This window comes from Niabella aurantiaca DSM 17617, from assembly GCF_000374125.1.
Classification (GTDB): Bacteria; Bacteroidota; Bacteroidia; order Chitinophagales; family Chitinophagaceae; genus Niabella; species Niabella aurantiaca.
On the sequence record NZ_KB893647.1, the window covers coordinates 1 to 26729 of the forward strand.

Annotated in this window: 27 protein-coding genes and 1 pseudogene; 25 read left to right on the forward strand and 3 right to left on the reverse strand. The window is 48.1% G+C overall.

Annotation, left to right across the window (positions count from 1 at the left end; genetic code table 11):
- Positions 1-200, reverse strand: a pseudogene (locus B160_RS0124330) (hypothetical protein); the annotation flags it as partial.
- A 252-nt stretch (positions 201-452) separates the two neighbouring features.
- Here B160_RS0124330 and B160_RS0124335 point away from each other — a divergent pair.
- The 18 genes from B160_RS0124335 to B160_RS0124425 all read left to right on the forward strand — a co-directional run bounded on the left by B160_RS0124335 (position 453) and on the right by B160_RS0124425 (position 14636).
- A complete protein-coding gene (locus tag B160_RS0124335) occupies positions 453-968 on the forward strand; it encodes a DUF2911 domain-containing protein (protein WP_026309995.1) in 516 nt (171 codons plus the stop codon).
- A 98-nt stretch (positions 969-1066) separates the two neighbouring features.
- Positions 1067-2284: a beta-ketoacyl-[acyl-carrier-protein] synthase family protein gene (locus tag B160_RS0124340; protein WP_018630569.1), complete on the forward strand. Its 1218-nt coding sequence runs from the start codon at positions 1067-1069 to the stop codon at positions 2282-2284.
- Positions 2285-2302: 18 nt separating this feature from the next.
- Positions 2303-2554 (forward strand): phosphopantetheine-binding protein, encoded by a 252-nt coding sequence (locus tag B160_RS0124345; protein ID WP_018630570.1) that lies wholly within the window; start codon positions 2303-2305, stop codon positions 2552-2554.
- A 279-nt stretch (positions 2555-2833) separates the two neighbouring features.
- Positions 2834-3724 (forward strand): lysophospholipid acyltransferase family protein, encoded by an 891-nt coding sequence (locus tag B160_RS0124350; RefSeq protein ID WP_018630571.1) that lies wholly within the window; start codon positions 2834-2836, stop codon positions 3722-3724.
- A gap of 340 nt (positions 3725-4064) precedes the next feature.
- A complete protein-coding gene (locus tag B160_RS0124355) occupies positions 4065-4481 on the forward strand; it encodes a hotdog family protein (RefSeq protein ID WP_018630572.1) in 417 nt (138 codons plus the stop codon).
- 33 nt (positions 4482-4514) lie between these two features.
- Positions 4515-4934, forward strand: a complete 420-nt coding sequence (locus B160_RS0124360; protein ID WP_018630573.1) for an acyl-CoA thioesterase — start codon at positions 4515-4517, stop codon at positions 4932-4934.
- A gap of 5 nt (positions 4935-4939) precedes the next feature.
- Positions 4940-6064 carry a beta-ketoacyl-[acyl-carrier-protein] synthase family protein gene (locus B160_RS0124365; RefSeq protein ID WP_018630574.1) on the forward strand — a complete coding sequence of 375 codons (1125 nt, stop codon included), beginning with the start codon at positions 4940-4942 and terminating at the stop codon, positions 6062-6064.
- Positions 6065-6287: 223 nt separating this feature from the next.
- On the forward strand, positions 6288-7370 hold the full coding sequence (locus tag B160_RS0124375; RefSeq protein WP_018630576.1) for an SAM-dependent methyltransferase: 1083 nt from the start codon (positions 6288-6290) through the stop codon (positions 7368-7370).
- Between the two features lie 59 nt (positions 7371-7429).
- Positions 7430-8704, forward strand: a complete 1275-nt coding sequence (locus tag B160_RS0124380; RefSeq protein ID WP_018630577.1) for an NAD(P)/FAD-dependent oxidoreductase — start codon at positions 7430-7432, stop codon at positions 8702-8704.
- Positions 8705-8723: 19 nt separating this feature from the next.
- Positions 8724-9338, forward strand: coding sequence for a hypothetical protein (locus B160_RS0124385; protein WP_018630578.1), 615 nt, complete (start codon positions 8724-8726; stop codon positions 9336-9338).
- The gene (locus B160_RS0124390; protein ID WP_018630579.1) at positions 9328-9591 is read left to right on the forward strand and encodes a phosphopantetheine-binding protein; all 264 of its coding nucleotides are present in this window, start codon (positions 9328-9330) and stop codon (positions 9589-9591) included. Before B160_RS0124385 ends, B160_RS0124390 begins: the two co-directional genes overlap by 11 nt.
- A gap of 100 nt (positions 9592-9691) precedes the next feature.
- Positions 9692-10906, forward strand: coding sequence for a beta-ketoacyl-[acyl-carrier-protein] synthase family protein (locus B160_RS0124395; protein ID WP_018630580.1), 1215 nt, complete (start codon positions 9692-9694; stop codon positions 10904-10906).
- Positions 10907-10917: 11 nt separating this feature from the next.
- Positions 10918-11943 (forward strand): beta-ketoacyl synthase chain length factor, encoded by a 1026-nt coding sequence (locus B160_RS0124400; protein ID WP_018630581.1) that lies wholly within the window; start codon positions 10918-10920, stop codon positions 11941-11943.
- On the forward strand, positions 11937-12710 hold the full coding sequence (locus tag B160_RS0124405) for a polysaccharide deacetylase family protein (protein ID WP_018630582.1): 774 nt from the start codon (positions 11937-11939) through the stop codon (positions 12708-12710). The genes B160_RS0124400 and B160_RS0124405 overlap by 7 nt, the downstream gene beginning before the upstream one ends.
- On the forward strand, positions 12703-13329 hold the full coding sequence (lolA2, locus tag B160_RS0124410) for a flexirubin biosynthesis/transport protein LolA2 (RefSeq protein WP_018630583.1): 627 nt from the start codon (positions 12703-12705) through the stop codon (positions 13327-13329). The genes B160_RS0124405 and lolA2 overlap by 8 nt, the downstream gene beginning before the upstream one ends.
- Complete coding sequence (gene lolB2, locus B160_RS0124415; protein ID WP_018630584.1) at positions 13307-13942, forward strand: flexirubin biosynthesis protein LolB2; 636 nt, start codon at positions 13307-13309, stop codon at positions 13940-13942. Before lolA2 ends, lolB2 begins: the two co-directional genes overlap by 23 nt.
- Positions 13929-14297: an ApeI family dehydratase gene (locus tag B160_RS0124420; RefSeq protein WP_018630585.1), complete on the forward strand. Its 369-nt coding sequence runs from the start codon at positions 13929-13931 to the stop codon at positions 14295-14297. Before lolB2 ends, B160_RS0124420 begins: the two co-directional genes overlap by 14 nt.
- A 33-nt stretch (positions 14298-14330) precedes the next feature.
- On the forward strand, positions 14331-14636 hold the full coding sequence (locus tag B160_RS0124425; protein WP_026310000.1) for an alpha/beta fold hydrolase: 306 nt from the start codon (positions 14331-14333) through the stop codon (positions 14634-14636).
- 265 nt (positions 14637-14901) lie between these two features.
- On the opposite strand, the gene B160_RS0124435 is transcribed toward B160_RS0124425, so the two are convergent.
- Positions 14902-15486 (reverse strand): TetR/AcrR family transcriptional regulator, encoded by a 585-nt coding sequence (locus B160_RS0124435; protein WP_018630588.1) that lies wholly within the window; start codon positions 15484-15486, stop codon positions 14902-14904.
- A gap of 329 nt (positions 15487-15815) precedes the next feature.
- Between B160_RS0124435 and B160_RS0124445 the strand changes: the two genes are divergently transcribed.
- From B160_RS0124445 to B160_RS0124485, 7 genes are all read left to right on the forward strand, one after another.
- Positions 15816-16739 (forward strand): PfkB family carbohydrate kinase, encoded by a 924-nt coding sequence (locus B160_RS0124445; protein WP_018630590.1) that lies wholly within the window; start codon positions 15816-15818, stop codon positions 16737-16739.
- A 113-nt stretch (positions 16740-16852) separates the two neighbouring features.
- Entirely contained in the window at positions 16853-17155 is a 303-nt protein-coding gene (locus tag B160_RS0124450; RefSeq protein ID WP_018630591.1) for a hypothetical protein, read from the forward strand.
- 213 nt (positions 17156-17368) lie between these two features.
- The gene (locus B160_RS0124460) at positions 17369-18376 is read left to right on the forward strand and encodes an aspartate-semialdehyde dehydrogenase (RefSeq protein WP_018630593.1); all 1008 of its coding nucleotides are present in this window, start codon (positions 17369-17371) and stop codon (positions 18374-18376) included.
- A 168-nt stretch (positions 18377-18544) separates the two neighbouring features.
- A complete protein-coding gene (locus B160_RS0124465) occupies positions 18545-19288 on the forward strand; it encodes an undecaprenyl pyrophosphate synthase (RefSeq protein WP_018630594.1) in 744 nt (247 codons plus the stop codon).
- Between the two features lie 241 nt (positions 19289-19529).
- Positions 19530-22268, forward strand: a complete 2739-nt coding sequence (locus B160_RS30080) for a BamA/OMP85 family outer membrane protein (protein WP_018630596.1) — start codon at positions 19530-19532, stop codon at positions 22266-22268.
- A gap of 50 nt (positions 22269-22318) precedes the next feature.
- Complete coding sequence (locus B160_RS0124480) at positions 22319-22831, forward strand: OmpH/Skp family outer membrane protein (protein WP_018630597.1); 513 nt, start codon at positions 22319-22321, stop codon at positions 22829-22831.
- Positions 22832-22933: 102 nt separating this feature from the next.
- Positions 22934-23497 (forward strand): OmpH/Skp family outer membrane protein, encoded by a 564-nt coding sequence (locus B160_RS0124485; protein WP_018630598.1) that lies wholly within the window; start codon positions 22934-22936, stop codon positions 23495-23497.
- 643 nt (positions 23498-24140) lie between these two features.
- Here B160_RS0124485 and B160_RS0124490 read toward each other — a convergent pair.
- Positions 24141-26546 carry an efflux RND transporter permease subunit gene (locus B160_RS0124490; RefSeq protein ID WP_018630599.1) on the reverse strand — a complete coding sequence of 802 codons (2406 nt, stop codon included), beginning with the start codon at positions 26544-26546 and terminating at the stop codon, positions 24141-24143.
- Positions 26547-26729: the final 183 nt, after the last annotated feature.

The window sequence follows — 26729 nt, forward strand, 5'->3', positions numbered from 1 at the left end:
CGTGTCCCAGTGTTGTGAGGTTTTTTTTTACGCTTATCGTTACCCGGAGTACTAATGTTTTTTTCCAGCACCTCCCGACCCAGGTCTTGCCAAATCCTTACAAACTCGCTTTCATAATCGTAAAAATCCGTAAGTAGGTTCAAACGCTGGAGCTCATCATAACGCTTTTCTGCCGCGTCAAGGTATTCCTGTTTTGTCATATTTTATGGGTTTTATTCTTAAATTTAACCCATTCCCCAAAAATAACAGTGCGAAAATCTGAAATGCACCCGTGTTCCCTGCTGTTGCTTTTTTTATGTGATGGTTGCTATTTTTGCTATCTTTATAGGACGTCATGGGGCCGTCTGTGAAGTTGTGGGGTTACCGTTGCAGCGTCCGGTATACCGGAAGTAAATGATCGATCAATTAAGTGATTGGCAAACATTTTGCGCATTTTTAAAAAAACGAAATATATGAAAAAATTATTGTTTCTCTTGGCTGGCTTCTGTTTTGTGATCGGTGTATCTGCTCAAAACGGTGAAAAGAAAAAGCCGGCAAGCCCCCCGGCTTCTGTATCAAAGACCACAGCGTCTGGCGTAACCATTTCGATAAATTATAGTCAACCCTCCGTAAAAGGGCGTACGATCGGGAAGGATGTAGAGCCCAGGGACGGAACGGTATGGCGCGCAGGGGCCAACAAAACCACCCTGTTTGAACTGAGTAAAGATGCCAGCATCGACGGCAAACCCTTGCCTGCAGGTAAATATGGCTTGCACGTGCTGACCAACAACGGGGACTGGACCTTTATTTTCAGCAAAAAATGGGACCAGTGGGGTACAGAATACAATGAGGCGGATGATGCCCTGCGGGTAACGGTTAAAAGTACCAAACCGGCGAAGTTTGCAGAGACGCTCACTTATACTATTAGTGAGAAAGGCAGGGTGGCTCTTTTATGGGGCGGCCATGAAGCGGGCTTTACGGTAAAATAGCTTACGGGCGTATAAGAAATGTTCTACAGGCCCATCCATAAAGATGTGGCCTTTTTTAGTGACAAATATGAACGGGTTTTCCCGTTAAATTTGCACCAATGAACAGAGTAGTGATCACAGGCCGTGGAATTTATTCCTGTATCGGTAAAAACCTTCCGGAGGTAAAAGCATCCCTGTATGAAGGAAGATCGGGGATCATATTTGATCCGGTCCGCAAGGAATTCGGGTACCGGTCGGCCTTGACCGGTTTTGTAGAGCGGCCCTCCTTAAAAGGACTGCTGGACCGGCGCTCCCGCATTATGCTTCCGGAAGAGGGGGAGTATGCCTATATGGCCACCATTGAAGCGTTTAAAGAGGCCGGTCTTTCGGAAGAGGATCTGGCGCGGCTGGAGCCGGGCATTCTTTATGGAAACGACAGTTCCGCAAAGGCAGTGGTCGAATCCACAGACCTGATCCGCGAAAAAAAAGATACCATGCTGGTAGGATCGGCGGCGGTATTTCAAACGCTGAATTCAACGGTTACGATGAACCTTGCCACAATTTTTAAGCTAAAAGGGATCAATTTGACCGTAAGCGCTGCCTGTGCCAGTGGTTCTCATGCCATCGGCCTGGCCTATATCCTTATAAAGATGGGGTTGCAGGATTGTATCGTAGCCGGCGGTGCCCAGGAGATCAACCACTTGTCCATGGGTACTTTTGATGCCCTGGGTGCATTTTCCGTAAAAGAAGAGGCCCCGGAAAAAGCCTCCCGCCCGTTCGACAAAGACCGCGATGGCCTCATCCCCAGTGGCGGCGCTGCTACAGTGATCCTCGAGAGCCTGGAATCCGCCCAAAAAAGAGGGGCAAAGATCTTAGCAGAGGTGATCGGCTACGGGTTTTCTTCAAACGGGGAGCACATCTCCAACCCTACGGTGGCCGGGCCGGCCAAGTCCCTGCAAATGGCACTGAATGACGCGGGCCTGGAGCCGGAAGCGATCGATTATATTAATGCGCACGCCACCAGCACCCCGGCGGGGGATGCCAGTGAAGCAAAGGCCATTGCAGAGGTATTCAGGGATTGTCGGACGCCGGTAAGTTCCACAAAGTCAATGACCGGTCATGAATGCTGGATGGCCGGGGCGAGTGAGATCGTATATTCCAGCATTATGATGGAGCATGGATTTATAGCACCCAATATTAATTTTGAGCATCCGGATGCAGACACGGCCGCTTTAAATATTGTAAAAACTACAATGAATAAAAATATAGATGTATTTTTGTCCAATTCATTTGGGTTTGGGGGAACCAACTCCACCCTCATCGTAAAAAAGTGGTAATTTGAGCTGATGCTAAGCATGGATAAAATAATAAGCACAACCAACGCGTTCCTGGTAGATGAATTTGAGGCTGATGCTGACCTGATAAAGCCGGAGGCCAACCTCAAAGAGGTGCTGGACCTGGACAGTCTTGATTATATTGATCTGGTAGTAGCCCTGGAAAGTAATTTTCATTTCAAAGTACAGCCCGGCGATTTTCTGCCGCTGGTTACCTTTAGTGATTTCTATAATTATATAAACGCACAGATCCGGAAAAAGGAAGTGGCATAACTCCTGATTTTTATTTTATTGTGTCGGCTGCAGTACAAAGGGCAGCATTGTTGCCACGCTCGCTTGTGCTCCTGTGCAGGGGGCAGCAGTTTTTTTGAGAATTGCATAAGGGACAATCGGGACTGGTGCGATATACTGCTGTGCAGAACAATCAGCCCCGGAGTTTATATCCGCGTACTGCTATGTCCGCCAAATCCTCCCCGTCACACAAGAATTGGTAAAGGCCCCACGCATTCTGGCAGGCTTCCTATATTTGATACTTTAATGCAATCAATTTAAATGGCAAACTGGGACGGAAGCTCCAAGGGAAACAAACTGGGCTACAGCATTTTTATCGGTCTTCTTAAAGCCGGAGGCACGGCACCCGCTTATTTCCTGCTGCGGTTTGTTGCCTTTTATTACTTTTTATTCAGCACCCGGGCCAACCAGGCCATAAAATATTATCTGCAGCAGCGTCTTCAGTTTTCAGGTCTGAAGGCCATCAGGCTCCGCTATCAGAATTATTACTGGTTCGGCCAGGCATTAATCGACCGGATCGTTATGATGAGCGGCATCCGGAACAGGTTCACGTTTAACTTTGAAGGAGAGGAACATCTCCGGGAAATGGTAGCCGCAGGAAACGGCGGCTTGCTGCTGAGCGCCCATATCGGCAACTGGGAAATTGCAGGACATTTGTTAAAACGGTTGCAGACAAAGATCAATATTGTGATGTATGATGGCGAACAGCAGCAAATAAAAGAATACCTCGATGGGGTAACGGGTGAGCGCAATGCACGTATTATTGTAATAAAGGATAATATCAGCCATATTTATGAAATTATGGAGGCCTTAAACAAGAATGAACTGGTTTGCATGCATTCCGACCGGTTCCTGGATGGAAATAAGACATTGGTTGCTCATTTTCTGGGAGCGCCTGCACAATTTCCCGCCGGTCCGTTTACCATTGCCGCCAAACTGCCGGTACCGGTTTCTTTTGTTTTTGCTTTAAAAGAGTCCGGCAGGCAGTATCATTTTTTTGCCACGAAGGGCGAAGTGTACCGGAATCATCCGGAAAAGGACGCCCCGGCGGCCATTTTAAATGATTTTGTGCAGGAAATGACGGATAAGGTCCGGCGATACCCCGCACAATGGTATAACTATTATCCCTTCTGGAATGAGGATAAAAAATAAAAAAGGTGCCCGCATTGTCTTCCTGTCTCCAATTGCCCGGGATTGTTCAGCAGCTAAAGGTACAGTTAGTGATCAATGGATTCTGAAACACCTGTCCAACCGCTCGCCCGGGGCGGAAGCTCAGAACGTCAACGGCTTTTGATACAATCCCTTTTTGGCCGATCCGGCTCTTCTGCGGGATCAGCCGGATGGAGCAGAAAGCAACCTATAGCCGGGAGGTACAAAAGTATCCAGGGACGGCGATGTAAATACCGGGCGGGCAGAAAAACTCCCGTTGCAAACCAAAGTTTCTGTAATTTTAGCGCGTTGGCCTTGTGAAACGCCAACTGTTTATTAGAGTATGAGCATAGCCAAGGATATTTTACCTTATATTCCGCAACGGCCGCCTTTTGTGATGGTACAAACGCTGGAGCGCTCCGACAGTGAAGGAGCCGCCACACGCTTTACAGTAACAGAAGATAATATTTTAGTGGAAGCCGGGTTTTTGAAAGAACCCGGATTGGTAGAGAATATTGCCCAGACTGCGGCAGCGCGGATCGGTTACAGCTGTCTGCAGGAGCAAAAGCCGGTACCGGTTGGTTTTATCGGGGCTGTTCAGCAATTAAAAATAAACCGGCTCCCCCGGGTAGGCGAAATACTCGAAACCAGCATTTCCATCAAAAACCAGGTTTTCAATGCAACAATTGTCGATGGGGCCATCGCTATAAATGGCGATGTCATCGCATCCTGCGAAATGCGCATATTTGTTGCAGAATAAAATTGCCGGATTATATACGTGGAAATAAAAAGAATGAAGGAGCTTACAGATACAACCGAGGTTTTGATCCGTTTTAACGAAGCAGACCCGCTGGGTATTGTTTGGCACGGTCATTATATCCGCTATTTTGAAGACGGCCGTGAGGCCCTCGGAAAAAAATACGGGATCGGGTATCTTGATTTTTTTAAGGAAAATGTGGTAGTGCCGATCGTTCATACCGAATGCAACTATAAAAAATCACTCAGGTTTGGCGAAACGGTGCTGGTGGAGACGATTTACATGCCCTGCGAGGCCGCCAAGATCATTTTCCGCTACAATCTTTACAAGGCATCGGACAGATCCCTTGTGGCTACGGGAAGTACCACCCAGGTTTTCCTGGATAAGGATACCCAAACCCTTTTATTGAACAATCCTCCTTTTTTTGAGGCGTGGAAGCAAAAATTTGTGAAGTAACGGGAATGAAGAAGGTATTCGTTTTATCTCAGAATATTGTTTCCCCCCTGGGCAACACTGTGAAAGAAAACTTTGACGCGCTGTGTGCCGGCCGCACGGCAGTAGCCGTACACCAGGATGCCTCCAGAAGCGAAGTGCCTTTTTGTGCGGCCTTGCTGCCTCCGGCGTTTTTTGCTACAGATACCACTTCATTTACTCCTTTTGAATATGTATTGAAAGCTTCTGTTACCGATGCGGTAAAACAGGCTGGAATTGATACTACAGATCCGGATACGCTATTGATACTATCCTCCACCAAGGGCAATATTGGCCGGCTGGAGCAGCAGCCGGTTACAAAAGAGCTGAAAAAGGAGATCGGGCTAACCGTTTCCGCAGAGAAGCTTGCAGCGCATTTTGGGTTCGTTCACCGGCCGATGATTGTTTCGCATGCCTGTATCTCGGGTACCCTGGCCATTATTACGGCAAAAAGACTGCTGGAAGCCGGTAAGTACAAGACCGTTGTCGTAGCTGGTGCCGATCTGATCACCCGGTTTATCCTGTCGGGGTTTCAATCATTTCATGCGGTGAGCGATACACTGTGCAAACCATTTGATGCCAACAGGAGCGGGATCAATCTTGGAGAGGCGGCGGCAACCATCGTGCTTTCTACCCGGCCGGAACCGGAGGGGATCATCATAAGTGGTGGCGGTGTAAGTAATGATGCCAATCATATCTCCGGCCCGTCCCGCACCGGCGAGGAATTATTTATCGCCATCGACCGTGCAATGAAAGAGGCGGGGGTGGGTACGGATACAGTTGATTTTATTTCCGCGCATGGAACGGCCACTATGTACAACGATGATATGGAGAGCCGGGCCATTAACCTGGCGGGATTGCAGGATGTTCCGGTAAACAGCCTCAAAGGCTATTATGGCCATACTTTGGGCGCCGCCGGGCTGCTGGAAACCGTCATCAGTATCGAATCCGCCCGGAACAATACGATCATCCCCACAAAGGGGTTTGAGACATCCGGAACGGTAAAACCCATCAATATTTGCAGTGCATTGACAGAAAAGCCGGTCCGGGCCTTTTTAAAGACCGCGTCGGGCTTTGGCGGGTGTAATGCAGCGATCGTGGTTCGTAAAGTTTAAAGGCCTAAAAGTATAAGGCCCCGGGTACTGTCGGAAGATTTGAAGATCTTGAAATATGGAGGTTTTCTGGGGAAGGGTCAAAGGCGATCTGAAGCGGTTGCTTAAAAGACCCTTTTATCGAGGACCGGTTCTTATCCGGATTGATCAACCGTTAAGGGCGCCGCTCCTGAAGAAAGAGCAGGGGAGCGGAATGCCTGAGCATTAAAAATTTTAAACTTAAATAATGATAGATTTCTACAAAGGAGAACACTATTCGGCTATGGAAGGGAAACACATGGCACAGATCATCGCTCATGGTCCCATTGTATTCCAGGTTGCGCGTGTTTTAAGGGATAAGCAGATCTTAAAAGTGGTGGAAGATGCCCGCGGCGGTGGGATCGCATTACAGGATATTTGTGAAAAAGTAGGTCTTTCTGAATATGCGGTGCGTGTATTGCTGGAGGCCGCACTGGGCATGCACCTGGTAAAATATACGGATGATGAAAAGTTTGCATTGACCAAAACGGGTTATTTTATCCTGCATGATCCGCTGACCAATGTGAACATGAATTTTGTACAGGACATCTGCTATAAGGCCATGTATCATTTGCAGGAAGCGGTTGAAACCGGCAAGCCGGCCGGGCTGCCGGAGCTGGGCAACTGGTCCACGGTATATGAAGGGCTGTCGCAACTGACGCCGCAACAGCAGAAGAGCTGGTTTGAGTACGATCATTTTTTCTCCGACATCGCATTTCCGCCGGTATTAAAGCATATTTATAAACCGGAGAATCATATTAAAAAGCTGCTGGAAATAGGAGGCAACACCGGTAAATGGGCCCTGGCTTCCACCCGGTTTGATGAAGCGGTGAAGATCACCATTGTGGACCTGCCCGGGCAGGCAGCCATGGCAAAAAAGAATATTGATGAACTGGGGCTGACGGACCGGGTTGATTTCTATCCGGCCAATGTACTGGACGAATCTGTGGTCTTTCCCCAGGGATATGATGCGGTTTGGATGAGCCAGTTCCTCGACTGTTTTTCTGAAGATGAAATAGTGTCCATTATGAAACGGTGCGGGGCTGCACTGAATGCTGATGGCAGTATTTATATACTGGAAGCATTCTGGGATAACCAGCGGTTCGAGACCTCGGCCTTCTGTATTCAGCAGTTATCGATTTATTTTACAGCCATTGCCAATGGCAACAGCCAGATGTATGACTCGAGGGTATTTAAAAAATGTGTGGAAAAAGCAGGCTTTGAAATTGTGGAACAGATCGATGGCATCGGGCTCAGTCACACATTATTGAAATGTAAAAAGAAGAATTAACTTTGGTTGTTCAGAAAAGAAAAAACGGCGGATCACATTTGTAAATCAGAAATTAAGTTATGCAAAGGGAACAAACAGATGTATTAGTGATTGGCGCAGGGCCGGCGGGAACTGTAGCCGGGGCCATTGTAAATAAAGCGGGATATAAAGTAACAGTAGTAGAAAAGATGAAATTTCCGCGTTTTGTCATCGGGGAAAGCCTGCTGCCCCGCTGCATGGAAGCATTGGAAGAAGCAGGATTGCTGGATAGCGTATTAAAAGTCGGCTTCCAGCGGAAGACCGGTGCCAAATTTGTACAGGATGGGGTGATCTGCGATTACTCCTTCTCCGACCAGTTTACAGACGGCTGGAACCATGCTTACCAGGTGACCCGGGCAGATTTTGATAAGGCCCTGGCAGACGGCCTGGAAGCGCAGGGGGTATCTATTGAATATGAAGCAACCGTTACCGCGATCGAGTTCCGGGAAGACGGATCATCGGTTACCACTGTAACGGATGCGAAGGGCAATGAAAAGCAGATCGAAGCAAAGTTCATCATTGATGGAAGTGGTTACGGGCGGGTCATTCCGCGTTTATTTGGGCTGGACAAGCCTTCCAACCTATCTCCGCGCAAGGCGCTGTTTGTACACATCAATGATGTAAACCGCCAGATGGATGATGAGCCGGACCGTATTACGGTGATCGTGCACAAACCGGATATTTGGGTATGGGTGATCCCGTTTGCTACCGGTGTTACCTCGGTTGGGTTTGTAGGCGATCCGGCTTTCTTTGAAAAATATACCGGTACGCCGGAAGAACAGCTGCGGGCCGCAATTGCGGATGAGCCCTATATTGCCGAACGGATGAAGGGGGTGGAATTTTTATGGGAGCCCAGAATCCTGCAGTCCTGGTCCAGCACAACCGAGAAATTTTATGGAAAGGGCTTCGTGCTGACCGGAAATGTAACGGAGTTCCTGGATCCGGTGTTTTCTTCCGGGGTGACCCTTGCCACGGTTTCCAGCCAGATCGCCGGTAAGCTGGTGGTACGGCATTTAAAAGGCGAACCGGTAGATTGGGATAAAGACTATACCGAGGTGATGATGCAGGGAGTGAATACTTTCAGGAGTTATGTAATGGGCTGGTACGATACCACGCTGCACACCATTTTCTTTGCAAAGGACCAGAATCCGGACATTAAGAAAATGATCTGCTCTGTACTTGCCGGATACGTATGGGATACGGATAACCCGTATGTAAAGGAGCACGACACCGCATTGCATAAGCTGGCCAAGACCATCCGGCTGAGGGACAGTATCGAATACATTAACAACGGATTTAAAGATAAGGAGCAGTAGGGGTTTGAACCAGGCCAGTATGCATATAACAGCGGCGGTGATTGTACGGGACGGGGTCATTGTAAAAGATGAGGCGGTCATTTACAGGAGTTCTGAAGAAGGCGGTACTTTTATAAAAGCGGCTTACGAGGAGCTTGAAATGGACTATCCCCGCTTTTATAAAATGGATCTGCTCAGCAAAACGGGCACGGTTGCGGTGGATGTGCTGTTAAGGGACCACGCCGGTTTTGAAGCCTGCAGGCCGGAGACAGCGGGCATGGTGCTGAGTAACCGGAATGCCAGTATTGAGGCCGATGTGCAGTATCTTGAAGCCTCAAAAGCATACCCGAGCCCGGCACTGTTCGTATATACCCTGCCCAATATCGTCATCGGGGAGATCAGTATCCGGTACCGGTTCAAAGGGGAGAACGCGTTTTTTGTGTCCGATGCCTTTGATGCGGACTGGATACACTGGTACGTAACAGATCTGATGCAACGCAATCTGTTGAAGGTTTGTATTTGCGGATGGATCGATGTGTTGGAAGAACAACTGGATGCCTGTCTGTTCCTCGTAGAACCGGCACCTGCCCAAACAGGCACCGCCTTTACCGTAGAAAACCTGTGTAGCATTTATAATAAGAATTATGGAAAATAAGCAAGAACTGATACACCGCTTAAAGGAGCAGATCATTAAGCAGTTAAAATTAGAAAATAAAAGACCTGAAGATATCGGCGATCATGACCCGTTGTTTGTAGACGGACTGGGCCTTGACTCAATCGACGCCCTGGAGCTGATCGTATTGCTGCAGCAGGAGTATAATATTAAATTAAGAAGTGCCGAGGAAGGGCAGGATGTGTTCCGTTCAATAGATACCATGGCGGATTATATCCTGGAGCATTCGGCGTAGTCAATGGTGAATAGCGAATGGTCAATAATCAGAAGTCAATGGTCAATAAATCCTAAACTTCCCACCATCAACTTTTCATTAATAGCTTCTAATATTCAACATGTCTAAAGAACAAACCGTTTATATAGGTGGTCTGGGTGTTATTTCGGCGATCGGGAATAATGTTGCAGAAAATCTGGAAGCGCTTGTTTCGGGCCGGGCCGGAATGCAGGCCATGCAGCGGTTACAGTCGGTTCATAAAGATACGCTGCCGGTAGCAGAGGTCAAAGTATCCAATGATGCGCTGGCGGAACTTGCGGGATTGCCGGCGGAGATCAGCCGTACGGCCCTGTTAAGCGCCGTTGCCGCTAAAGAAGCGATAGCGGACGCAGGCATTGAGCTTCCGGCCTGGCGTAGGGGTTTTATCTCCGCCAATTCCGTGGGCGGCATGGACAAAACAGAAGATTTTTTTCCCGGATTTTTACAGGACGCGGCCAGTGGTGATCTGAAAATGGTGGCGCATCATGAATGTGGCGCCGTTACCGAAGTGGTTGCAGATGCGCTGGGCATAAAAGACTTTGTTACCACCATCAGCACAGCCTGCTCTTCTTCTGCCAACAGCATTTTCCTGGGCGCGCGCATGATCCGGCAGGGACTGCTGGATGTAGTGGTGGCCGGTGGCACGGATGCGCTGACGCGGTTTACACTAAATGGATTCAATACCCTGATGATACTGGACCAGGAATATTGCCAGCCCTTTGATGAAAACCGCCGGGGCCTTAACCTGGGCGAGGGTGCAGGTTATGTGGTGCTGGTGTCTGAAGCCGTTGCTGCCACATTGAACAAAAAGCCGTTCTGTGCACTCAGCGGATGGTGCAATGCCAATGACGCCTATCATCAAACAGCTTCTTCCCCTTCAGGAACCGGCTCGCTGCTGGCAATGAAAGGCGCTCTTAAAAAAAGCGGTTTGTCTCCGGAAGATATCAGCTACATTAATCTTCATGGGACCGGAACCCAGAATAACGATATTGCCGAAGGAACGGCCATTGCTACTTTGTTTGAAGGAAATTACCCGCCCATGAGCTCTACCAAGTCCTACACGGGGCATACATTGGGTGCCAGCGGTGCCATTGAGGCAGTATATGCGGCGCTGGCGATCCGGGAAGGATTGGTATTTCCCGGGTTACGGTTGCAAACACCCATGAAGGACCTGCCTTTTTCGGTAACCACCGTGCTGGAGAAAAGGAAGATCGATCATGTGTTGTCCAACTCTTTCGGGTTTGGAGGTAATTGTAGTTCGCTGGTGTTTTCAAGAGCTGCTTTTAATCATTTGTAATATTTAATCGCTTGTACATTCAATCCGCATATGCCGTATCCCCGCAGGGCTCATTTAATGAGCTGCTGGAAAACCCTGCACAATACCGGGGCGACCGGCTGACCTGTAAAGAACCGGATTATTCAAAATATATTGACCCAAAGCTGATCCGCCGGATGAGCCGGATCATCAAAATGGGGGCTGCGGCGGCGATGGAATGCCTGCAACAGGCGAAAGTGACCATGCCGGACGCCATTACCACGGGTACGGCTTATGGCTGCCTGGCGGATACGGATCAGTTCCTTACCCGTATGGTGGAGTTTAAGGAAGAGCTGTTATCGCCCACCGCATTTATCCAGTCTACCCACAATACCGTAGGGGCGCAGATCGCGCTGATGCTGAAATGCCATCATTATAATAATACCTATGTGCATCGCGGCTCTTCTTTTGAAGCAGCTTTAATGGATGCAATGGGATTGATCGGCGAGGAAGCGGCCCAAACCGTGTTGGTGGGTGGTGTGGATGAGATCATCGAAAAAAGCCATGCCATCCTGAGCCGGTTTGATCTTTATAAAAAAGAAGGCAGTACGGAAACGCTGATCGGAGGTGGCACGAAAGGTACCATGGCCGGCGAAGGTGCTGCTTTTTTCCTGTTGAACGGCAACCGGGAGGAAGGCAGCCTGGCAAAACTGGACGCCGTGCAAAACTGGTACAAACCCACTGTTCCGGTGGCAACTCTAATTGAAGATTTTTTGAAGCGGAACCGGGTTGCGGCCGGCTCCATCGACCTGTTGATCACCGGCAATAACGGTGATGCCCGCTATGGCGGACAGTATGAGGCCCTTCAACAATCGGTATTTAAAGGGATCCCATCCGTAACCTATAAGCAGTTCTGTGGAGAATATCCTACGGCGTCGGCCTTTGCACTTTGGATGGCAGCCCACATACTGGGTACAGGCCAGGTTCCGGGAGTAGAGGGACCGGCTCCTAAAAGGATATTGATCTACAATAATTATAAGCAGCAGTACCCGTCGCTTTATTTATTGTCGGCATGTTAAATTTCAGAAATACCACGATCGGTTTCCTGTTCCTGCTTGCCTTGTTGGTATATCTTCAGCTGCAGCAGGGATGGCCCTGGTATGGATATTTTATCCTGGTAGCGGTATATACCCTCCTGCTTTTTTATGGCAGTTTTTATATCGGCTCCGGTTTCTATATGAAAGTGATCTGCAACGGGAACACCGGAAAAAAACAAGTGGCGATCAGTTTTGATGACGGTCCTATCGAGAAATATACACCGGAGGTACTGGCCATCCTGAAGGAACGGCAGGTACCGGCCACATTTTTTTGCATCGGCTACCGGGCGGCAGAGCATGAGGCGCTGCTGAAGCAGATCCTGGCAGACGGGCATATCGTGGGCAGTCACTCTTACTACCACGATTTCTGGTTTGACATGCACGGACCTAAAAGAATGATCGCCGAGTTGCAACAAATGCAGGCCCTGGTGCATCATATAACCGGAAGACAGATGAAGTGGTTCCGTCCTCCTTATGGAGTTACCAATCCCAGCGTACGGAAGGCGGTGGAGGCTATGGGATATACGGCCATCGGCTGGAATGTCCGCTCGTTGGATACGGTGATCAGGGATGAAGCAAGGCTGTTGCAAAAGGTGAAGAACGGACTGAAGCCGGGAGCTGTTTTTTTGTTCCACGATACCAGCCACCCGACCGTACACATACTTCCGGATTTTTTAGAATATGTTAAAGCACAGGGATATGAGATCGTACCCCTGGATAAATTGATAAATTTGCACCCCTATGCATAAGCTATTTTTGATCATCCTGTTTGCAGGCCTTGCTCATACCGGTTTTGGACAATATAAACCGGTAAGCAATGTACCGGCTGTCAAAGCCCGGTTTGCTGCGGCAGCACAGAAAATAAACAGCCTCTCCAGCGATTTTACACAGGTAAAAAGCCTGAGCATGCTTTCGGAGAAAGTAACTTCAAAGGGCAGGTTTTACTTTAAAAGAAATAACCGGGTACGCATGGAATATACCAGTCCTTACCAGTACCTGATGATCATCAACGGTAGTAAAGTAAGCATTAAGGATGGGCAGAAGACCAGCCGGATGTCTGCCGGTTCCAGCAAAATGTTCCAGCAGGCCAACCAGCTGATGATGGATTGTGCCAGGGGAACGGTTTTTGATAATCCCAACTTTTCTGTAAAGCTGCTGGAAAATGGGAACAGCTACCTGGTGGATATGACGCCGGTGACCAAAGAAATGAAGGCGCTTTTTAAATCGGTAAACGTGGTCCTGCAAAAATCAAATTTCCTGGTGAGCCAGGTACAGATGGTGGATAACAGGGGCGATCATACCACCATCAGTTATTCCGGTCAGCAATTAAATACCCCTCTTACCGATGCGCTTTTTACGATTCGTTAGCGTCCTGTTGCTCTTAAGCAGCTGTGCGCCTGCTGTGTATAAAAAATTACAGCCAACGGAAGGCGATGCTGCCTGTATTCAAAAATTCAAACCCCGGATAGAACGGGCATTGTACCAGGCCTCGGTAGATGTAGCCGGCAGGCATTTAAGCGGGATGCTGCTTATGAAACGCATGCCGGACAGCTCATTCCGTATTGTATTTACCAATGAGGCGGGGTTTACATTTTTTGATTTTGAATTTTCTTCCGGCAGTGGTTTTGTGGTGCATACCATCATTTCCAAAATGGATAAAGAGGCGGTACGAAAGACCCTGCGTAAGGATTTTGAACTGCTGCTGATGAACCCGGTGGACACTCCTGCGGCAGCTGTTGTTTTCCGGAAAGATGACACATACTATTATGCATACAATACGGGCAGCGATGTTTATTATTATATTACAGATGCCCGCTGCTCCAGGCTGATCCGGATGGAGCGGGGCAGCACCCGCAAAAAGGTGGTGGAAGTTATGCGCGGTCCGCTCAGGGACGGGGTACCGGAAACCATAAATATCCGGCATATTAACTTTAATTTTACGATCGATTTAAAAAGAATATACGACCATGCTGAAGAATGACCTGTATACGGTGATTTCCTTTGAAGACAATGCCGGATCCGTAGCGGCCGCCATCGGGCTCAATGCCGGGCATAAGATCTTTGAGGGCCATTTTCCGGGGCAACCGGTATTGCCGGGCGTATGTATGATTCAGATCGTAAAGGAGCTTACCGAAGAGGCAACCGGTAAAAAGCTTTTCCTGGCTGAAGCTGCGCAATGCAAATTTTTATCCATGGTAGATCCGCAGAAAACGCCGGAGTTAACCGTCGGGATCGACTACAGACAGCCTGACAACCATACCATAATAATCAACGCTGTTTTAAAAAATACCGAAGTTGCTTTTTTTAAGATGAGCGGGCAACTAGGCATTGTATGAAGCCATTCTATGCCCTGTTAGCTGCCCTGATGTTTGTGCTTGCTAAAGGCCGGCAGAACAGAAGATACGCTGTTTTGTGAGCAGGAGTTTTCGTTTCAGTCGCATACCGGAAAAGTACGGTTGAGCGGAACACTGGTGATGCCCAAACAATTTTCTCCAAAAGGGCCAGTTGTCATACTGGCAGCGCCTCCTTCACCGGTTGCAAGAGATTATGGCGGCCTGTTTAAAAGCCTTGCAGAAACATTGGGTAAGCATGGCGTTACCTCACTGCGGTACGATAACCGGGCACATGTTGATACTACCATCAGACCTCAATCATGGTTGTCAAAAGACAACTGAAAAGATAAACCGGATGCCTTTCGTACATCATATGAAAAAAGAGAAGCCGGTTGCGATTTCTATTGCTGCCTGGAACCTGATTGCGGATTGGATAATAAATAACCAAGACAGCTTCTGAGATCCGGGGGAGATTGTATAGATACAACTACCCGCTGAAATATAATTACCGCAGGTTCATGGATAACTCATTGTGTTATTGGGACGATCAGCAGACTTGTGAATCGCCCTACAGAGGGCTGGCTGGAAAGATAAATTGCGGTTCCTGTCAGAGCTTCAATCCTCCGATCAGGTGCTGTACCATATTTTCTTCCATGATCTCTGCGCTGTGCGTTTTGGCGCTTTTTTGCCAGAACTCCAGCCCGCGAACAGAAGACAGGATGTTCAGCACAACCACATATGGAAGCACAGGCTTAAATTCCTTATTTTCGACACCCTGCTGCACGATTGATTCGATTTTCTTTACGTAGCGGCGGCGCTCGCTTACAAACTCCCCCAGTTTTTCTTCGTCCAAATGCATCCACTCGCTTACCATTACGGAATAGGATTCAAAATGATCGATCATCATTTTGGTATGAAAACGGATCAATGATTCAATTTTCTGCAGGGAAGTGCCTGCCGGATCCATATTTTCCAGTTGCTCTCTGCAGTCACGGGCGATCGAAAAAATGATCTCCTCTAAAATTTCGCTTTTAGAGTGGATATGATTGTAAAGGCTGGCGGCTTCAATACCTATTTTTTCGGCAAGATCACGCATGGAAGTACCGGCATATCCTTTTTCCCGGAACATACGCGCAGCTGTTTTCAGAATTTCTTCCTTTTTTGAGGATCGTTTACGTGTTGTGGTGGCCATGTTTCAAAACTATGCTTTTTATCCAAAATATAGGCAAGTAATTTTATAAATACGTTCGGGGATGTAAAACCCTCAAAACCGGTACAGGAGGGCATAATATTTTCTCAGCTTTGTCCGGATAACCCATCGGACAGGCAGGGAAAAGGGGGAGCTTGTGGGTTGTAAAAGTAGGGTCCGCCCTCAGACGGATGCCCGGCATTCTTGCGTTCTCCGTGGTTCTCATAGCGGCATTTCCATAGTATGTTGAAGATCCCCGGTGCCGGAAACGTTAAACTTCAGGCGAATAAGTAGTACCTTTGCCGCCGTATTTTTTAACAAAAACAACATTCATGTCCGTTATTACTGTAGGCACCATGGCCTTTGATGCCATTGAAACCCCTTTTGGAAAAGCAAATAAGATTGTAGGCGGCTCGGCCACTTATGCGGCTTATGCGGCCAGTTACTTCGTAAAACCTGTTCAGCAGATCTCGATCATCGGATATGATTTTCCGGAGGAAGAGCTGGCTTCCCTGGCGGCAAGAGGCGTACAGCTGGATGGGGTGGAAAAAGTGGCGAATAAAAAATCCTTTTTCTGGAAAGGGCTGTATCATGAGGACATGAATACCCGCGACACACTGGTGACCGACCTGAACGTGCTGGAAGATTTTGACCCACAGGTTCCGGACAGCTACCAGGGCGCGGAGTTTTTGATGCTGGGTAACCTGATGCCGAAATTGCAGATAAGCGTTATTGATCAGCTAAAACAAAAACCGAAACTGATCGTTCTGGACACCATGAACTTTTGGATGGAAACAGCAATGCCGGACCTGGAAACGGCATTAAAACGCGTAGACCTATTAATGGTGAATGATTCAGAAGCCCGTGAACTGACCCATCAGTATTCCCTGGTGAAAGCAGCCAAAAAGATCCGGGAAATGGGCCCCAGGTACCTGATCATCAAAAAAGGAGAGAACGGGGCATTACTGTTTTATGAGGATAAGGTGTTTTTTGCACCGGCTTTTCCGCTCGAAGATGTTTTTGACCCCACCGGTGCGGGCGATACCTTTGCCGGCGGTTTTGTCGGTCACCTGGCAAAAACCGGCGATATCAGCTTTAATAATATGAAAAGGGCCATCATCGCCGGATCTGCAATGGCAAGCTTCTGCGTGGAAAAATTTGGCAACACCCGGCTAAAGGAACTGACCCCCGCGGAATTAAACGATCGTATTCAATTATTTAGAGAGCTTACCAGTTTTGAAACCGGGTTGGATTAGGTCTTAAGACCTAACAGGTCCGGAAGGTAAACCGCCTCAAAAAATCGGTGAACGGCAGGGCCGGATACAACTTTTTGTACGCTCTTTGTTATCTATTATAAAAAAATAAAAAGATGACCGCTACAAAAAAATCTCCGACCCTGCTGTTTTGTATCCTGATGGACATCATCGGGTGCCTATCTTTTACCATACCGGGCGTAGGTGAGTTCGCAGATGTGATCTGGGCACCTGTTTCCGCCATCATACTTGCCAAAACCTTTGGAGGGGCCAGGGGGATGTTTGGCGGAATCTTTAATTTTATAGAAGAGGCCCTACCGGGTACCGATATTATCCCAACATTTACCATTATGTGGCTATTGACCAATAAAGCCCCTTTTTTTGGGAAAAAGACCACGATCCCAATAAAAGCGCGGTAGTACCGCTCCCAGGGGCGTATTTGAAATTATTTTTGCCAATTATATATTTCCCTTATACCTTTGCCATCCCGATGATGATAATGAAACATACAAAAACTACCAAGAAGCAGTCCCGGACGGAGGGTTTGTAGTTTTGTGTGTCAGCATAAATTTTTAACAGGCCTTCCGTAAAAGCGGAAGGTTTTTTTTAACGATAAACAAGTAAAAACAACAATGAGAGTAGCCGTAGTTGGCGCCACTGGTCTGGTAGGCACCAAAATGTTACAGGTCCTGGCCGAAAGAAATTTTCCTGTTTCGGAACTGATCCCCGTTGCTTCTGCGAAGAGCGTGGGTAAGGAAGTGGAGTTTAAGGGCACCAAATATAAAGTAGTGGGCATGGAGGAGGCGATTGCTGCAAAACCCAATGTGGCCCTGTTTTCGGCGGGTGGCGGAACCTCTACGGAATGGGCTCCGAAATTTGCGGCGGCCGGTATTACGGTGATCGACAACTCTTCTGCCTGGCGCATGGATCCAAAAGTGCCGTTGGTAGTGCCGGAGATCAATGCAGATGTGCTGACCAGCAACGACAAGATCATTGCAAACCCCAATTGTTCTACCATACAGATGGTAGTGGCACTGGCCCCCCTGCATAAAGCGTATCATGCACAACGCATTGTGGTTTCTACCTATCAAAGCGTTACGGGAACCGGTGTAAAGGCGGTGAGCCAGCTCAAAGGAGAACGGCAAAAGGAAGTAGCCGGCACTGAAGAAGGGTATGAAATGGCGTATAAATACCCCATCGACCTGAATGTGATCCCTCAGATCGATGTATTCCTGGATAATGGTTACACGAAAGAGGAAATGAAAATGGTGAATGAGACCAAAAAGATCATGCAGGATGATTCCATCCGGGTAACGGCCACAACTGTGCGCATTCCGGTAATGGGTGGGCACAGCGAAGCCGTAAACATCGAGTTTGAAGACGATTTTGACCTGGCGGAAGTACGGCATTTGCTGGAAACAGCCCCCGGCATTGTGGTAGCCGATGACCTGGCAAACCAGCATTATCCCATGCCCAAGGATGCCCATGAGAAAGATGAGGTTTTTGTTGGCCGGATCCGCAGGGACGAATCGCAGCCCAATACCCTGAATTTGTGGGTGGTAAGCGATAATTTACGTAAGGGTGCAGCCACCAATGCAGTTCAGATCGCCGAATACCTGGCTGCGAATAACCTTATATAAGATGTAAAGCCCGCCTGACGAGCAGGGATAAAATGTAAAATGTAGAAGCGAAGTCGCGTTTTTGCTCTGAATTTCCGGGGTACCCGTTGCCGGGGAATAAAAAAGCTTTCGCTTTTAACTTCTACATTGATCTATTATTCTACATTTTAAATTTACTTTGCACCCGGTATGTCAGAACTGTTACAAAAAATTGACAAGGATCGCCTGCCAGGACATATTGCCATTATTATGGATGGCAATGGACGCTGGGCGCAGGAACAGGGCCAGGATCGCCTTTTTGGCCATTATCACGGGGTAGAGAGTGTACGGGATATTGTGGAGGGAGCCGCAGAGCTGGGGATCGGGTATCTTACTTTGTACGCCTTTAGCACGGAGAACTGGGACCGGCCGGAGGATGAAGTGGTGGGGCTAATGGAATTGCTGGTCTCTACCATTCGCAAGGAGGCGGAAGTACTGCACCGGAATAAGATACGCCTGCACGTGATCGGCGATATGAGCATGCTGCCGGATTATGCCCGGGCAGAGCTCAATGAGGCCCTGGAGATGACCGCTGCGAATACCGGTCTTAACCTGATCATGGCGCTTAGCTACAGCGGGCGCTGGGAATTGCTGAATGCGGTAAAAAAAATTGCCCGTGAAGTACAGGACGGAAGGCTGGAAGTGGAGGCGATCAGCCAGGAAACGGTTCAAAAATACCTTTGTACCAGTGGGTTCCCGGACCCCGAGCTCATGATCCGCACCAGTGGCGAATACCGGATCAGCAACTTTTTGCTGTATCAGCTGGCGTATGCGGAGCTCTATTTTACCGATGTTCGCTGGCCCGACTTCCGGAAAAACAATCTTTATGAGGCCATTATCGACTATCAGAACCGGGAGAGAAGATTCGGGAAAACATCGGCGCAATTAACATAATATCTTCCTGTTTGTTTGCTAAAAACGTTCCGGTACGGCAAATACTGACGCTTTTTAACATACAGTTTCCAAATTTTACCGTTAATTTGCCGCCGCAATGGGAATGAAGTGGTTAGGGACCGGACTGTTATCTGCCTGCCTTTCCCGGCGGAACGGCAGCGGCGGGTGGTAGCAGATGAAGGAAATTAAGGGCTCCTGCTTTGCAAAATAAAATTGATTACCGTAATACATTAACCCTTATATGCGTTTTTTTATATACAAAGTTTGTATTTTATCCATATTCTCTTTTGCGGTACATCATGCCTATGCCCAGGTAGACACCACCCCGGTGACCTCTGTTGATCCCCGGCTGCAGGAGTTCCTGCAATCGAGCACGTACCGGGAATATGTGATCGCGGATATAACGATAAAGGGGGCCGCTAATCTCGACTCTTCCATCGTATTGTCTGTTTCCGGCATCCAGAAAGGGCAGAAATTTACCTACCCGGGCTCTGATATTTTCTCGCGTGCCATTCATAAGCTATGGGAACAGCAGCTTTTTGCCGATGTGAAAGTGTATGTTACCCACGTAGATAATGAAAAAGTAAGTGTGGAAATAGCAGTTGCGGAACGGCCCCGCCTCGGAAATTTTAAATTTGAGGGGGTTAAAAAGACGGAAATCGAGGAGTTGACCAAGAAAATAGGACTGGTGAAACAACGGATTCTTTCGGAAGGCATCCGGCAGAACATTCACCAGGTAGTAAAAACCTATTTTGAGGATAAGGGGTACTATGATGTGGTTACCAACCTGGATGAGTCAAAAGACCCCGTTTACCCCAATTCAACCTTTCTTACCATCAAGATCAATAAGGGCAAAAAGGTTAAGATCGACGAGGTGAACTTTTTTGGCAATAAGAGCATGGATGCCCTGAAGCTGAAAAAACAAATGAAGGGTACCAAGGAAATGACCCGGATGTCGCTCTACTCCTCTAAATACGTAAGCCCTTACGGCCCCCGACAGGTATACAGCTTTAATGAGTATATGGACGAATGGGGCTTTCTTACCGGAAGCAAAACACTGAAGGTGCTGGACCCCTATTTCCGGTTTAAATTCTTCAGCTCCTCAAAGTTCAATAACAAAAAATACGCAGAAGATAAAGAGAAGGTCATCAAATACTTTAACTCAAAGGGTTACCGCGATGCCCAGATCATGGCCGATACACAGGTGATCCGGAATAACCGTATGTATGTGGATCTGAAAGTGAACGAGGGGCATAAGTATTATTTTGGAGACGTAACCTGGAAGGGGAACTCCAAATTTTCTGACACCGTTCTAAACAGCATACTGGGGATCCATAAAGGGGATGTGTATGATGCTTCGATACTGAACAAGAAACTGGGACTGGAGCCCAGCCAGGATGTATATGATATCACCACCCTTTATAATGATGATGGATACCTGTTTTTTAATGTAACCCCGGTTGAAACACGGATTTACAATGATACCATTGATCATGAGATCCGGATCATGGAAGGGCCGATCGCCCGGATCAAGAATGTGGTGATCATGGGAAATGAGCGCACAAAAGATCATGTGATCCGCCGGGAGCTCCGGACGGTACCGGGAGAACTCTTCAGCCGTACGGACCTGATGCGCTCCATTAGGGAACTGAATACACTCAATTATTTTGAACAGGAATCCATTAATCCGCAGCCGGTGCCGAACCAGGCAGATGGTACGGTAGACATCAACTGGAAGCTGAAAGAGAAGTCCTCCGACCAGCTGGAGCTTTCTGCCGGATGGGGCGGCGGTATCGGTCTTACCGGAACGCTGGGAGTTACCTTTAATAATTTCTCCATTAAGAACATCTGGAAAAAAGAAGCCTGGGATCCGTTGCCGGTGGGCGATGGTCAAAAGCTGAGCCTGCGGGTTCAATCAAACGGCCGGGTATACCGGTCCTATAACTTCTCCTTTACCGAACCCTGGCTGGGCGGAAAGAAAAGGACCTCGTTAACGCTGGGTTACAACAATACCAAGTACAACGCCTCCTTCTACGATCCTTACAGGAGCGGTGGATACCGGTTCTCAAAAGATACGTCCCTTACAGTTAACGGCATCAGCGTGGGACTGGGTAAAGTGCTGAAATGGCCGGATGACTATTTTACCATCGGTTATACCGTTGCCTATACACGGTATAAGGTGAAGAAAATGGGCTATCAGTACGGGCTTCCTTTTGATGACGGGGTTTCCAATAACCTGAGCTTTAAGCTAAGCTTAAGCCGGTCCTCCGTATCAGATCCTATATTCCCGAGAAGCGGAAGCGAGCTGACCGCCAGTGTGCAGGCTACACCGCCTTACTCGGCGTTTAAATCTTCTGTTGTGGATGAGGGCAACCAGTATAAGAACGTAGAGTACCACAAATGGCGTTTTGGTGCACAATGGTATGTGCCACTCGGCCGTCCGAAGGGTGAAGACAAGAACCGGCAGTTTGTGCTGAAGCTGGCTGCTAAATACGGATTTATGGGCAAGTACAACAAAGATCTGAACTACTCGCCCTTTGAGCGGTTCCAGCTGGGGGATGCCGGAATGAGCAATACCTATTCCTTAACCGGTTTTGACATCATTGCCCAACGGGGTTACCCGATCTATACAAGCTCCGATCCTACAGTGAACCCGGATAACGGAAGCGGGGGCGATACCCGCAATATGTTCATTATTTTTAACAAATACCAGGCAGAACTGCGTTACCCGCTGGTTACCAACCCGGGAAGCACTATTTATGGACTGGCCTTTTTTGAGGCTGCAAATGGTTGGCACGATTATAAAGACTACAATCCCTTTAAGCTGCGGCGCAGTGTGGGATTGGGGATGCGTTTTTACCTGCCCATGTTCGGATTGCTCGGGTTTGACTACGGTATCGGTATCGACCGTCTCGTACCGGGCCAGGGGCTGAAGAATGCCGGCAAGTTCACCTTTATGCTTGGGTTTGAACCGGAGTAAACCTTTTTGCAACATTTTGCATCTATAAGAATAGTAAAACCGATTTGTATATGAAACAATTAGTTGTGTTGGCTCTTGGGCTTCTTTTTTCGGCATCTGCTGCGCTGGCTCAGAAATACATCATTATTGATACCCGGTATATATTCGACAAGATGCCCGAGTACAAACAGGTACAGGCATCCATCAACAATACCGCCTCCACCTGGCAAAGAGAGATCGACCTGAAGCAGGAGGCACTGGATAAAGCTTATGACGAATATGATTCCCAACAGACGATGTTAAGCGCAGACGCCCGCAGGAAAAAAGAAGACGATCTGTTCCAGAAAGAGCGCGAATTAAGAGACCTCCAGAAAAAACGCTTTGGTTTTGAAGGAGATCTGTTCAAGAAACGGCAGGAACTGATGAGCCCCCTGCAGGAGAAGGTGAACCGGGCGGTTCAAAAGCTGGTGATCGAAAAGGGATATGACCTGGTTTTGGATAAAAGTGAGGGGAAATCCATTATATTTGCCGACCCGAAATTGGACAAAAGTGATGAAGTATTGAAATTACTTTCGGTAAAATAAGCAATCCGTCACACTTCTGAAACAATTCATTCATAGAATAATAATAAACTTAAAAACCCGTCCGGGCCCGCCAGAGGGGAGCGGACACGCAAAAAAAATTAAATGAAACGTATAAAAATTCTTGCCCTCACATTGGGTGTGATCATCGCTTCCGGCCCTGTTGTTTCCGCGCAAAAGATCGGTACTGCAAATTTAGATGCCATTATTGCTAACTTACCTGAGTTCCAGGGAAAACAACAGCAATTGCAGCAGTTTTATCAGGACTCCATTGGCAGCGAGTATGAGCAGCTCTATAAAGAGTTTGTAGAGAAGGACAGCGCAATGAAAAAGACAACTTCTCCTTCTGTTAAAGCCACATTGGAAAAAGACGTATCTACATTGCAGCGGACCCTGCAAGGTTGGCAGGAATATGCCGGCCGGAGAAACCAGGTTAAGCAAAGCGAACTTTTTGGTCCCCTGGTGAAGAAAGCGCAGGATGCTCTGAACGCGGTTGCAAAAGAAAAAGGATACACATATGTATTGCAGCCGGATGCTTTCCTGTTGATACCGCCCAGTGATGACCTGACAATGGCCATTGCTGAAAAACTGGGTATCAAACCGGCAAATGCTCCGGGCGCTGCCCCTGCCCCCGCAGCAGGTGGTGCAAAAACGCCGGTGAAGAAATAAACAAGCAAATAATTCATAAAGGAAGCCGTCTCGTAAAGGGACGGCTTTTTTCTTTTTTAAAGCGTTGCGCTTATTAGCAACGAACACAGGAATGAATGGGGAGGTGCAGCGCACCGGCAATAGAAACCGTCTTCCAAAACGTTGCGGCTAACAGCAGGTTCCTGAGCGTTCCTGTTACAATGATTTGCGGCGCGCTGCGCCTTTTGCTGTCAAAAAGCAGATCTTTTTGGCGCCAAAGGCATATTCCTGCTACATTGCAAGGCAATAGACCTCCTTTTAACTTGACGCATATGCGATGCTATCGGGATTGTTTCGGCATCTATGTATGATTTAGGCAGATCCTGAAGCAAGAATAGATCCCGGAACAAGTCCGGGATGACATCTTCAGAATGACCCAAAGCAGATTTGTCATTGCTTCATTGATTCTGCAACGCAAATTGAAAACTCAGAATGACAACACGCTATAAAGCGACTTTTGATACAATCTCATGGCGGAGCCATAAGCCGGAGTTGATGGCACGGCTGCAAACCATTTAAACGAACCCCATTTTAATAAAATGGATACCCCCTATTGTGAGACTTGCCGCCGTGGCGGCCAAAAAAATTTTTTGGCCGGTTGCCTGTTGGCATCCGGGCCGGCCTGTTAAACAGATGGCTCGGCCTTGGCAGTCTTATCTGTTGCTGCTGTCTTTCTCTTTGAAAAACTGATCAGCAATGCGGGGAGCAGGATCAGGTTGGTAAACGTGGCTGTGATCAGGGTAAGGGAAGTCAGCCATCCTAAGGCCTGGGTACCACCGAAATTGCTGAAACAAAAAATGATGAACCCGGCAATGAGCACCATGGAAGTGTACAGGATGCTGATGCCGGTGCTGTGAATGGTTTGCACCACGGTAGTGGTTACTTCATTCCGGAAGCGGGGAAGCTCCTGCTTATAGTTTACAAGAAAGCGGATGGTAATGTCAATGGCGATTCCCAATGCTACGCTAAAGATCAATACCGTGCTGGGTTTTAGCGGAACCCCGGCCCAGCCCATTACCCCGGCGGTGATCACCAGCGGGATGATATTGGGGATCAGCGAGCAGAGCAAGATGCGGAAAGAACGGAACAGGTACAGCATGCAAAGCGCAATTAACAGAAATGCCCAGAAAATGCTTTCCTTTAACCCGTTGATGATGAACCGCCCGCCTTCCAAAAAGGTAATGGAAGTACCGGTGAGCTTTACGTTGTAATCCTTCTGTGGGAACAGCCGGCTGATGCGTTTTTGGATATCGCTCATCAGCTCCGGAAGGCGGTGCGACCCTACATCGGCCATGTTCACACTGATGCGCGCTTCCTGCCGGGAACTGTCCATAAACCCGGAGAGCAGCTTTGAAAACGAAGAAGCGGATGCTCCTCCCGCGTCCCGGCCCATATTGAGATATTGGGAAAGGCCCGGAAGGTCAAATTCTGAAGGCATGGAATAATTGTTCGGATCTCCTTCATAGAAGGCCTGTTTGGCAAACTTCAATCCTTCCGTAATGCTCAGGGGGCGGGCAATTTCGGGTTTCGACGCCAGGTATTGCACCAGGGAGTCGATCCGGACCAGGTTATTGAAATTCCGGGTAACCCCAAATTTTTTCTTTGTGTCCACGATGATCTCCAGGGGCATCACACCTTTGAAGTTCTTTTCAAAAAACTTCAGATCGGTATATATTTTATCGTTTTGCGGTACATCATCTACCATATGGGCGTTGCTCTGTAGTCTGAAAATACCGATCGCCGTAATGCCGATCACAAGAAATGTTACGGTGTAAACCAGCTTCCGGTGATTGATCGACCAGCGCTCCAGGCGGCCCAGCCAGCGGTTGAGCCTGGGGTTAAACAGGTAGCGGGTGTGTTTGGATTTTGGCGCCGGAAGCAGGCTCAGCACTGCGGGAATGAGCAGCAGCGAAATAAAGAAAAGCAGCATGATATTGATGCCGGCCACTACGCCAAACTCCTGCAAGATCTCACTTTTTGTAAGCGCAAATACGGCAAAGCCCACGGCCGCAGCCAGGTTGCAGAACAGGGTTACCACTCCCATTTTGCTTACCATGTTCTCGATCGCCTTTTTTTTCAGTTCCGTTTGACCGGCCTTTATTTCCGCTGCCGTAAGCCCGTCTGTAAGCTCATTCCAGCTTGTATGAAATTTGTTGAGGAAATAAATACAGTTGGGAATACCGATCACAACGATCAGCGGAGGGATCAGCGCCGTTAAAAGGGTAATGCTGTAGCCCATTAAATGCATGGTGCCCATGCTGAACAGCACGCCGATAATGACCACCGATAAGGAAAGCAACATGGCGCTGAAAGAACGGAAGAACAGCAGGAGGATGATGGCCGACAATACAATGGAAGCTATCAGGAAATACCGCATCTCGTGCGCGATGCGCGCTGCCAGCACAGTGCGGATATAAGGAAGCCCGCTCAGCCGGATCCCGGTGCCGGTGGCTTTTGAAAATGCCGCCGTTTGCTCTTTTACGGCAGCAATGGCCGCATCCCGTTTGGCGGAGTTGATCACCTGTTTGTTCATCCGCAGTCCCATCAGGTAGGCGTGGGTTTCCGGATTGTATAACAACCCCTGGTAAAAGGGCAGGCGTCTGAAAACAGCAGCGCTGGTATCGATCTGTGCCTGGTTCAACGGGCCTTCGGGAAATATTTTTTTTACGGTCAGTTTTTCGGTGGCGGCATCTTTTACCAGGTTGACCGCTGTGGGCACACTGATCACGTCTTCAACCCCGGGGATTTTTTTTAAGCCGGCCTGAAGCCGGAGATAGGGATTGAATATTTTTTCGGAAAACAACTGTTCCGTCTGAATGCCGACTACCAGCAGGTTCCCGTCCTCACCATATTTTTTCTTGAACTCCTGGTAAGCAATATTCACCGGATGATTGGTCGGGATCGCCTTTGAAAACTCGTAGCTCAATCCTACCTTGCTGGCCCATAACCCGGAAAGCGCAGTAAGGACTGCCAGCAGGATCAATAAAACAAATCGGTATTGAAGAATAAAACGGCCGGATTGCTTCCACATAAATTTAGATATACTTTAAAAAATTGAGTTGCAAAGAAACAAAAAACAGGGCGTTCACAGGATGCCATTTATCAAACAGGGACCGGGTGTGGACAGGTTTTAAAAAGATAACGCGCTGTTGATCATATCTCATGTGTTGCAAAACTAACCATTGAACGGTAAATGGCCGTTATTTGCAAAAAA

Coding starts and splice junctions, on each gene's coding strand:
- B160_RS0124365 (WP_018630574.1), top strand. CDS start 4,940: ATGAAGAAGGTATTCGTTTTATCTCAGAATATTGTTTCCCCCCTGGGC.
- B160_RS0124350 (WP_018630571.1), top strand. CDS start 2,834: ATGGCAAACTGGGACGGAAGCTCCAAGGGAAACAAACTGGGCTACAGC.
- B160_RS0124360 (WP_018630573.1), top strand. CDS start 4,515: ATGAAGGAGCTTACAGATACAACCGAGGTTTTGATCCGTTTTAACGAA.
- B160_RS0124390 (WP_018630579.1), top strand. CDS start 9,328: ATGGAAAATAAGCAAGAACTGATACACCGCTTAAAGGAGCAGATCATT.
- B160_RS30080 (WP_018630596.1), top strand. CDS start 19,530: ATGCGTTTTTTTATATACAAAGTTTGTATTTTATCCATATTCTCTTTT.
- B160_RS0124340 (WP_018630569.1), top strand. CDS start 1,067: ATGAACAGAGTAGTGATCACAGGCCGTGGAATTTATTCCTGTATCGGT.
- B160_RS0124335 (WP_026309995.1), top strand. CDS start 453: ATGAAAAAATTATTGTTTCTCTTGGCTGGCTTCTGTTTTGTGATCGGT.
- B160_RS0124345 (WP_018630570.1), top strand. CDS start 2,303: ATGGATAAAATAATAAGCACAACCAACGCGTTCCTGGTAGATGAATTT.
- B160_RS0124375 (WP_018630576.1), top strand. CDS start 6,288: ATGATAGATTTCTACAAAGGAGAACACTATTCGGCTATGGAAGGGAAA.
- B160_RS0124395 (WP_018630580.1), top strand. CDS start 9,692: ATGTCTAAAGAACAAACCGTTTATATAGGTGGTCTGGGTGTTATTTCG.
- B160_RS0124460 (WP_018630593.1), top strand. CDS start 17,369: ATGAGAGTAGCCGTAGTTGGCGCCACTGGTCTGGTAGGCACCAAAATG.
- lolB2 (WP_018630584.1), top strand. CDS start 13,307: ATGCGCTTTTTACGATTCGTTAGCGTCCTGTTGCTCTTAAGCAGCTGT.
- lolA2 (WP_018630583.1), top strand. CDS start 12,703: ATGCATAAGCTATTTTTGATCATCCTGTTTGCAGGCCTTGCTCATACC.
- B160_RS0124465 (WP_018630594.1), top strand. CDS start 18,545: ATGTCAGAACTGTTACAAAAAATTGACAAGGATCGCCTGCCAGGACAT.
- B160_RS0124420 (WP_018630585.1), top strand. CDS start 13,929: ATGCTGAAGAATGACCTGTATACGGTGATTTCCTTTGAAGACAATGCC.
- B160_RS0124380 (WP_018630577.1), top strand. CDS start 7,430: ATGCAAAGGGAACAAACAGATGTATTAGTGATTGGCGCAGGGCCGGCG.
- B160_RS0124355 (WP_018630572.1), top strand. CDS start 4,065: ATGAGCATAGCCAAGGATATTTTACCTTATATTCCGCAACGGCCGCCT.
- B160_RS0124405 (WP_018630582.1), top strand. CDS start 11,937: ATGTTAAATTTCAGAAATACCACGATCGGTTTCCTGTTCCTGCTTGCC.
- B160_RS0124490 (WP_018630599.1), bottom strand. CDS start 26,546: ATGTGGAAGCAATCCGGCCGTTTTATTCTTCAATACCGATTTGTTTTA.
- B160_RS0124450 (WP_018630591.1), top strand. CDS start 16,853: ATGACCGCTACAAAAAAATCTCCGACCCTGCTGTTTTGTATCCTGATG.
- B160_RS0124480 (WP_018630597.1), top strand. CDS start 22,319: ATGAAACAATTAGTTGTGTTGGCTCTTGGGCTTCTTTTTTCGGCATCT.
- B160_RS0124385 (WP_018630578.1), top strand. CDS start 8,724: ATGCATATAACAGCGGCGGTGATTGTACGGGACGGGGTCATTGTAAAA.
- B160_RS0124445 (WP_018630590.1), top strand. CDS start 15,816: ATGTCCGTTATTACTGTAGGCACCATGGCCTTTGATGCCATTGAAACC.
- B160_RS0124435 (WP_018630588.1), bottom strand. CDS start 15,486: ATGGCCACCACAACACGTAAACGATCCTCAAAAAAGGAAGAAATTCTG.
- B160_RS0124485 (WP_018630598.1), top strand. CDS start 22,934: ATGAAACGTATAAAAATTCTTGCCCTCACATTGGGTGTGATCATCGCT.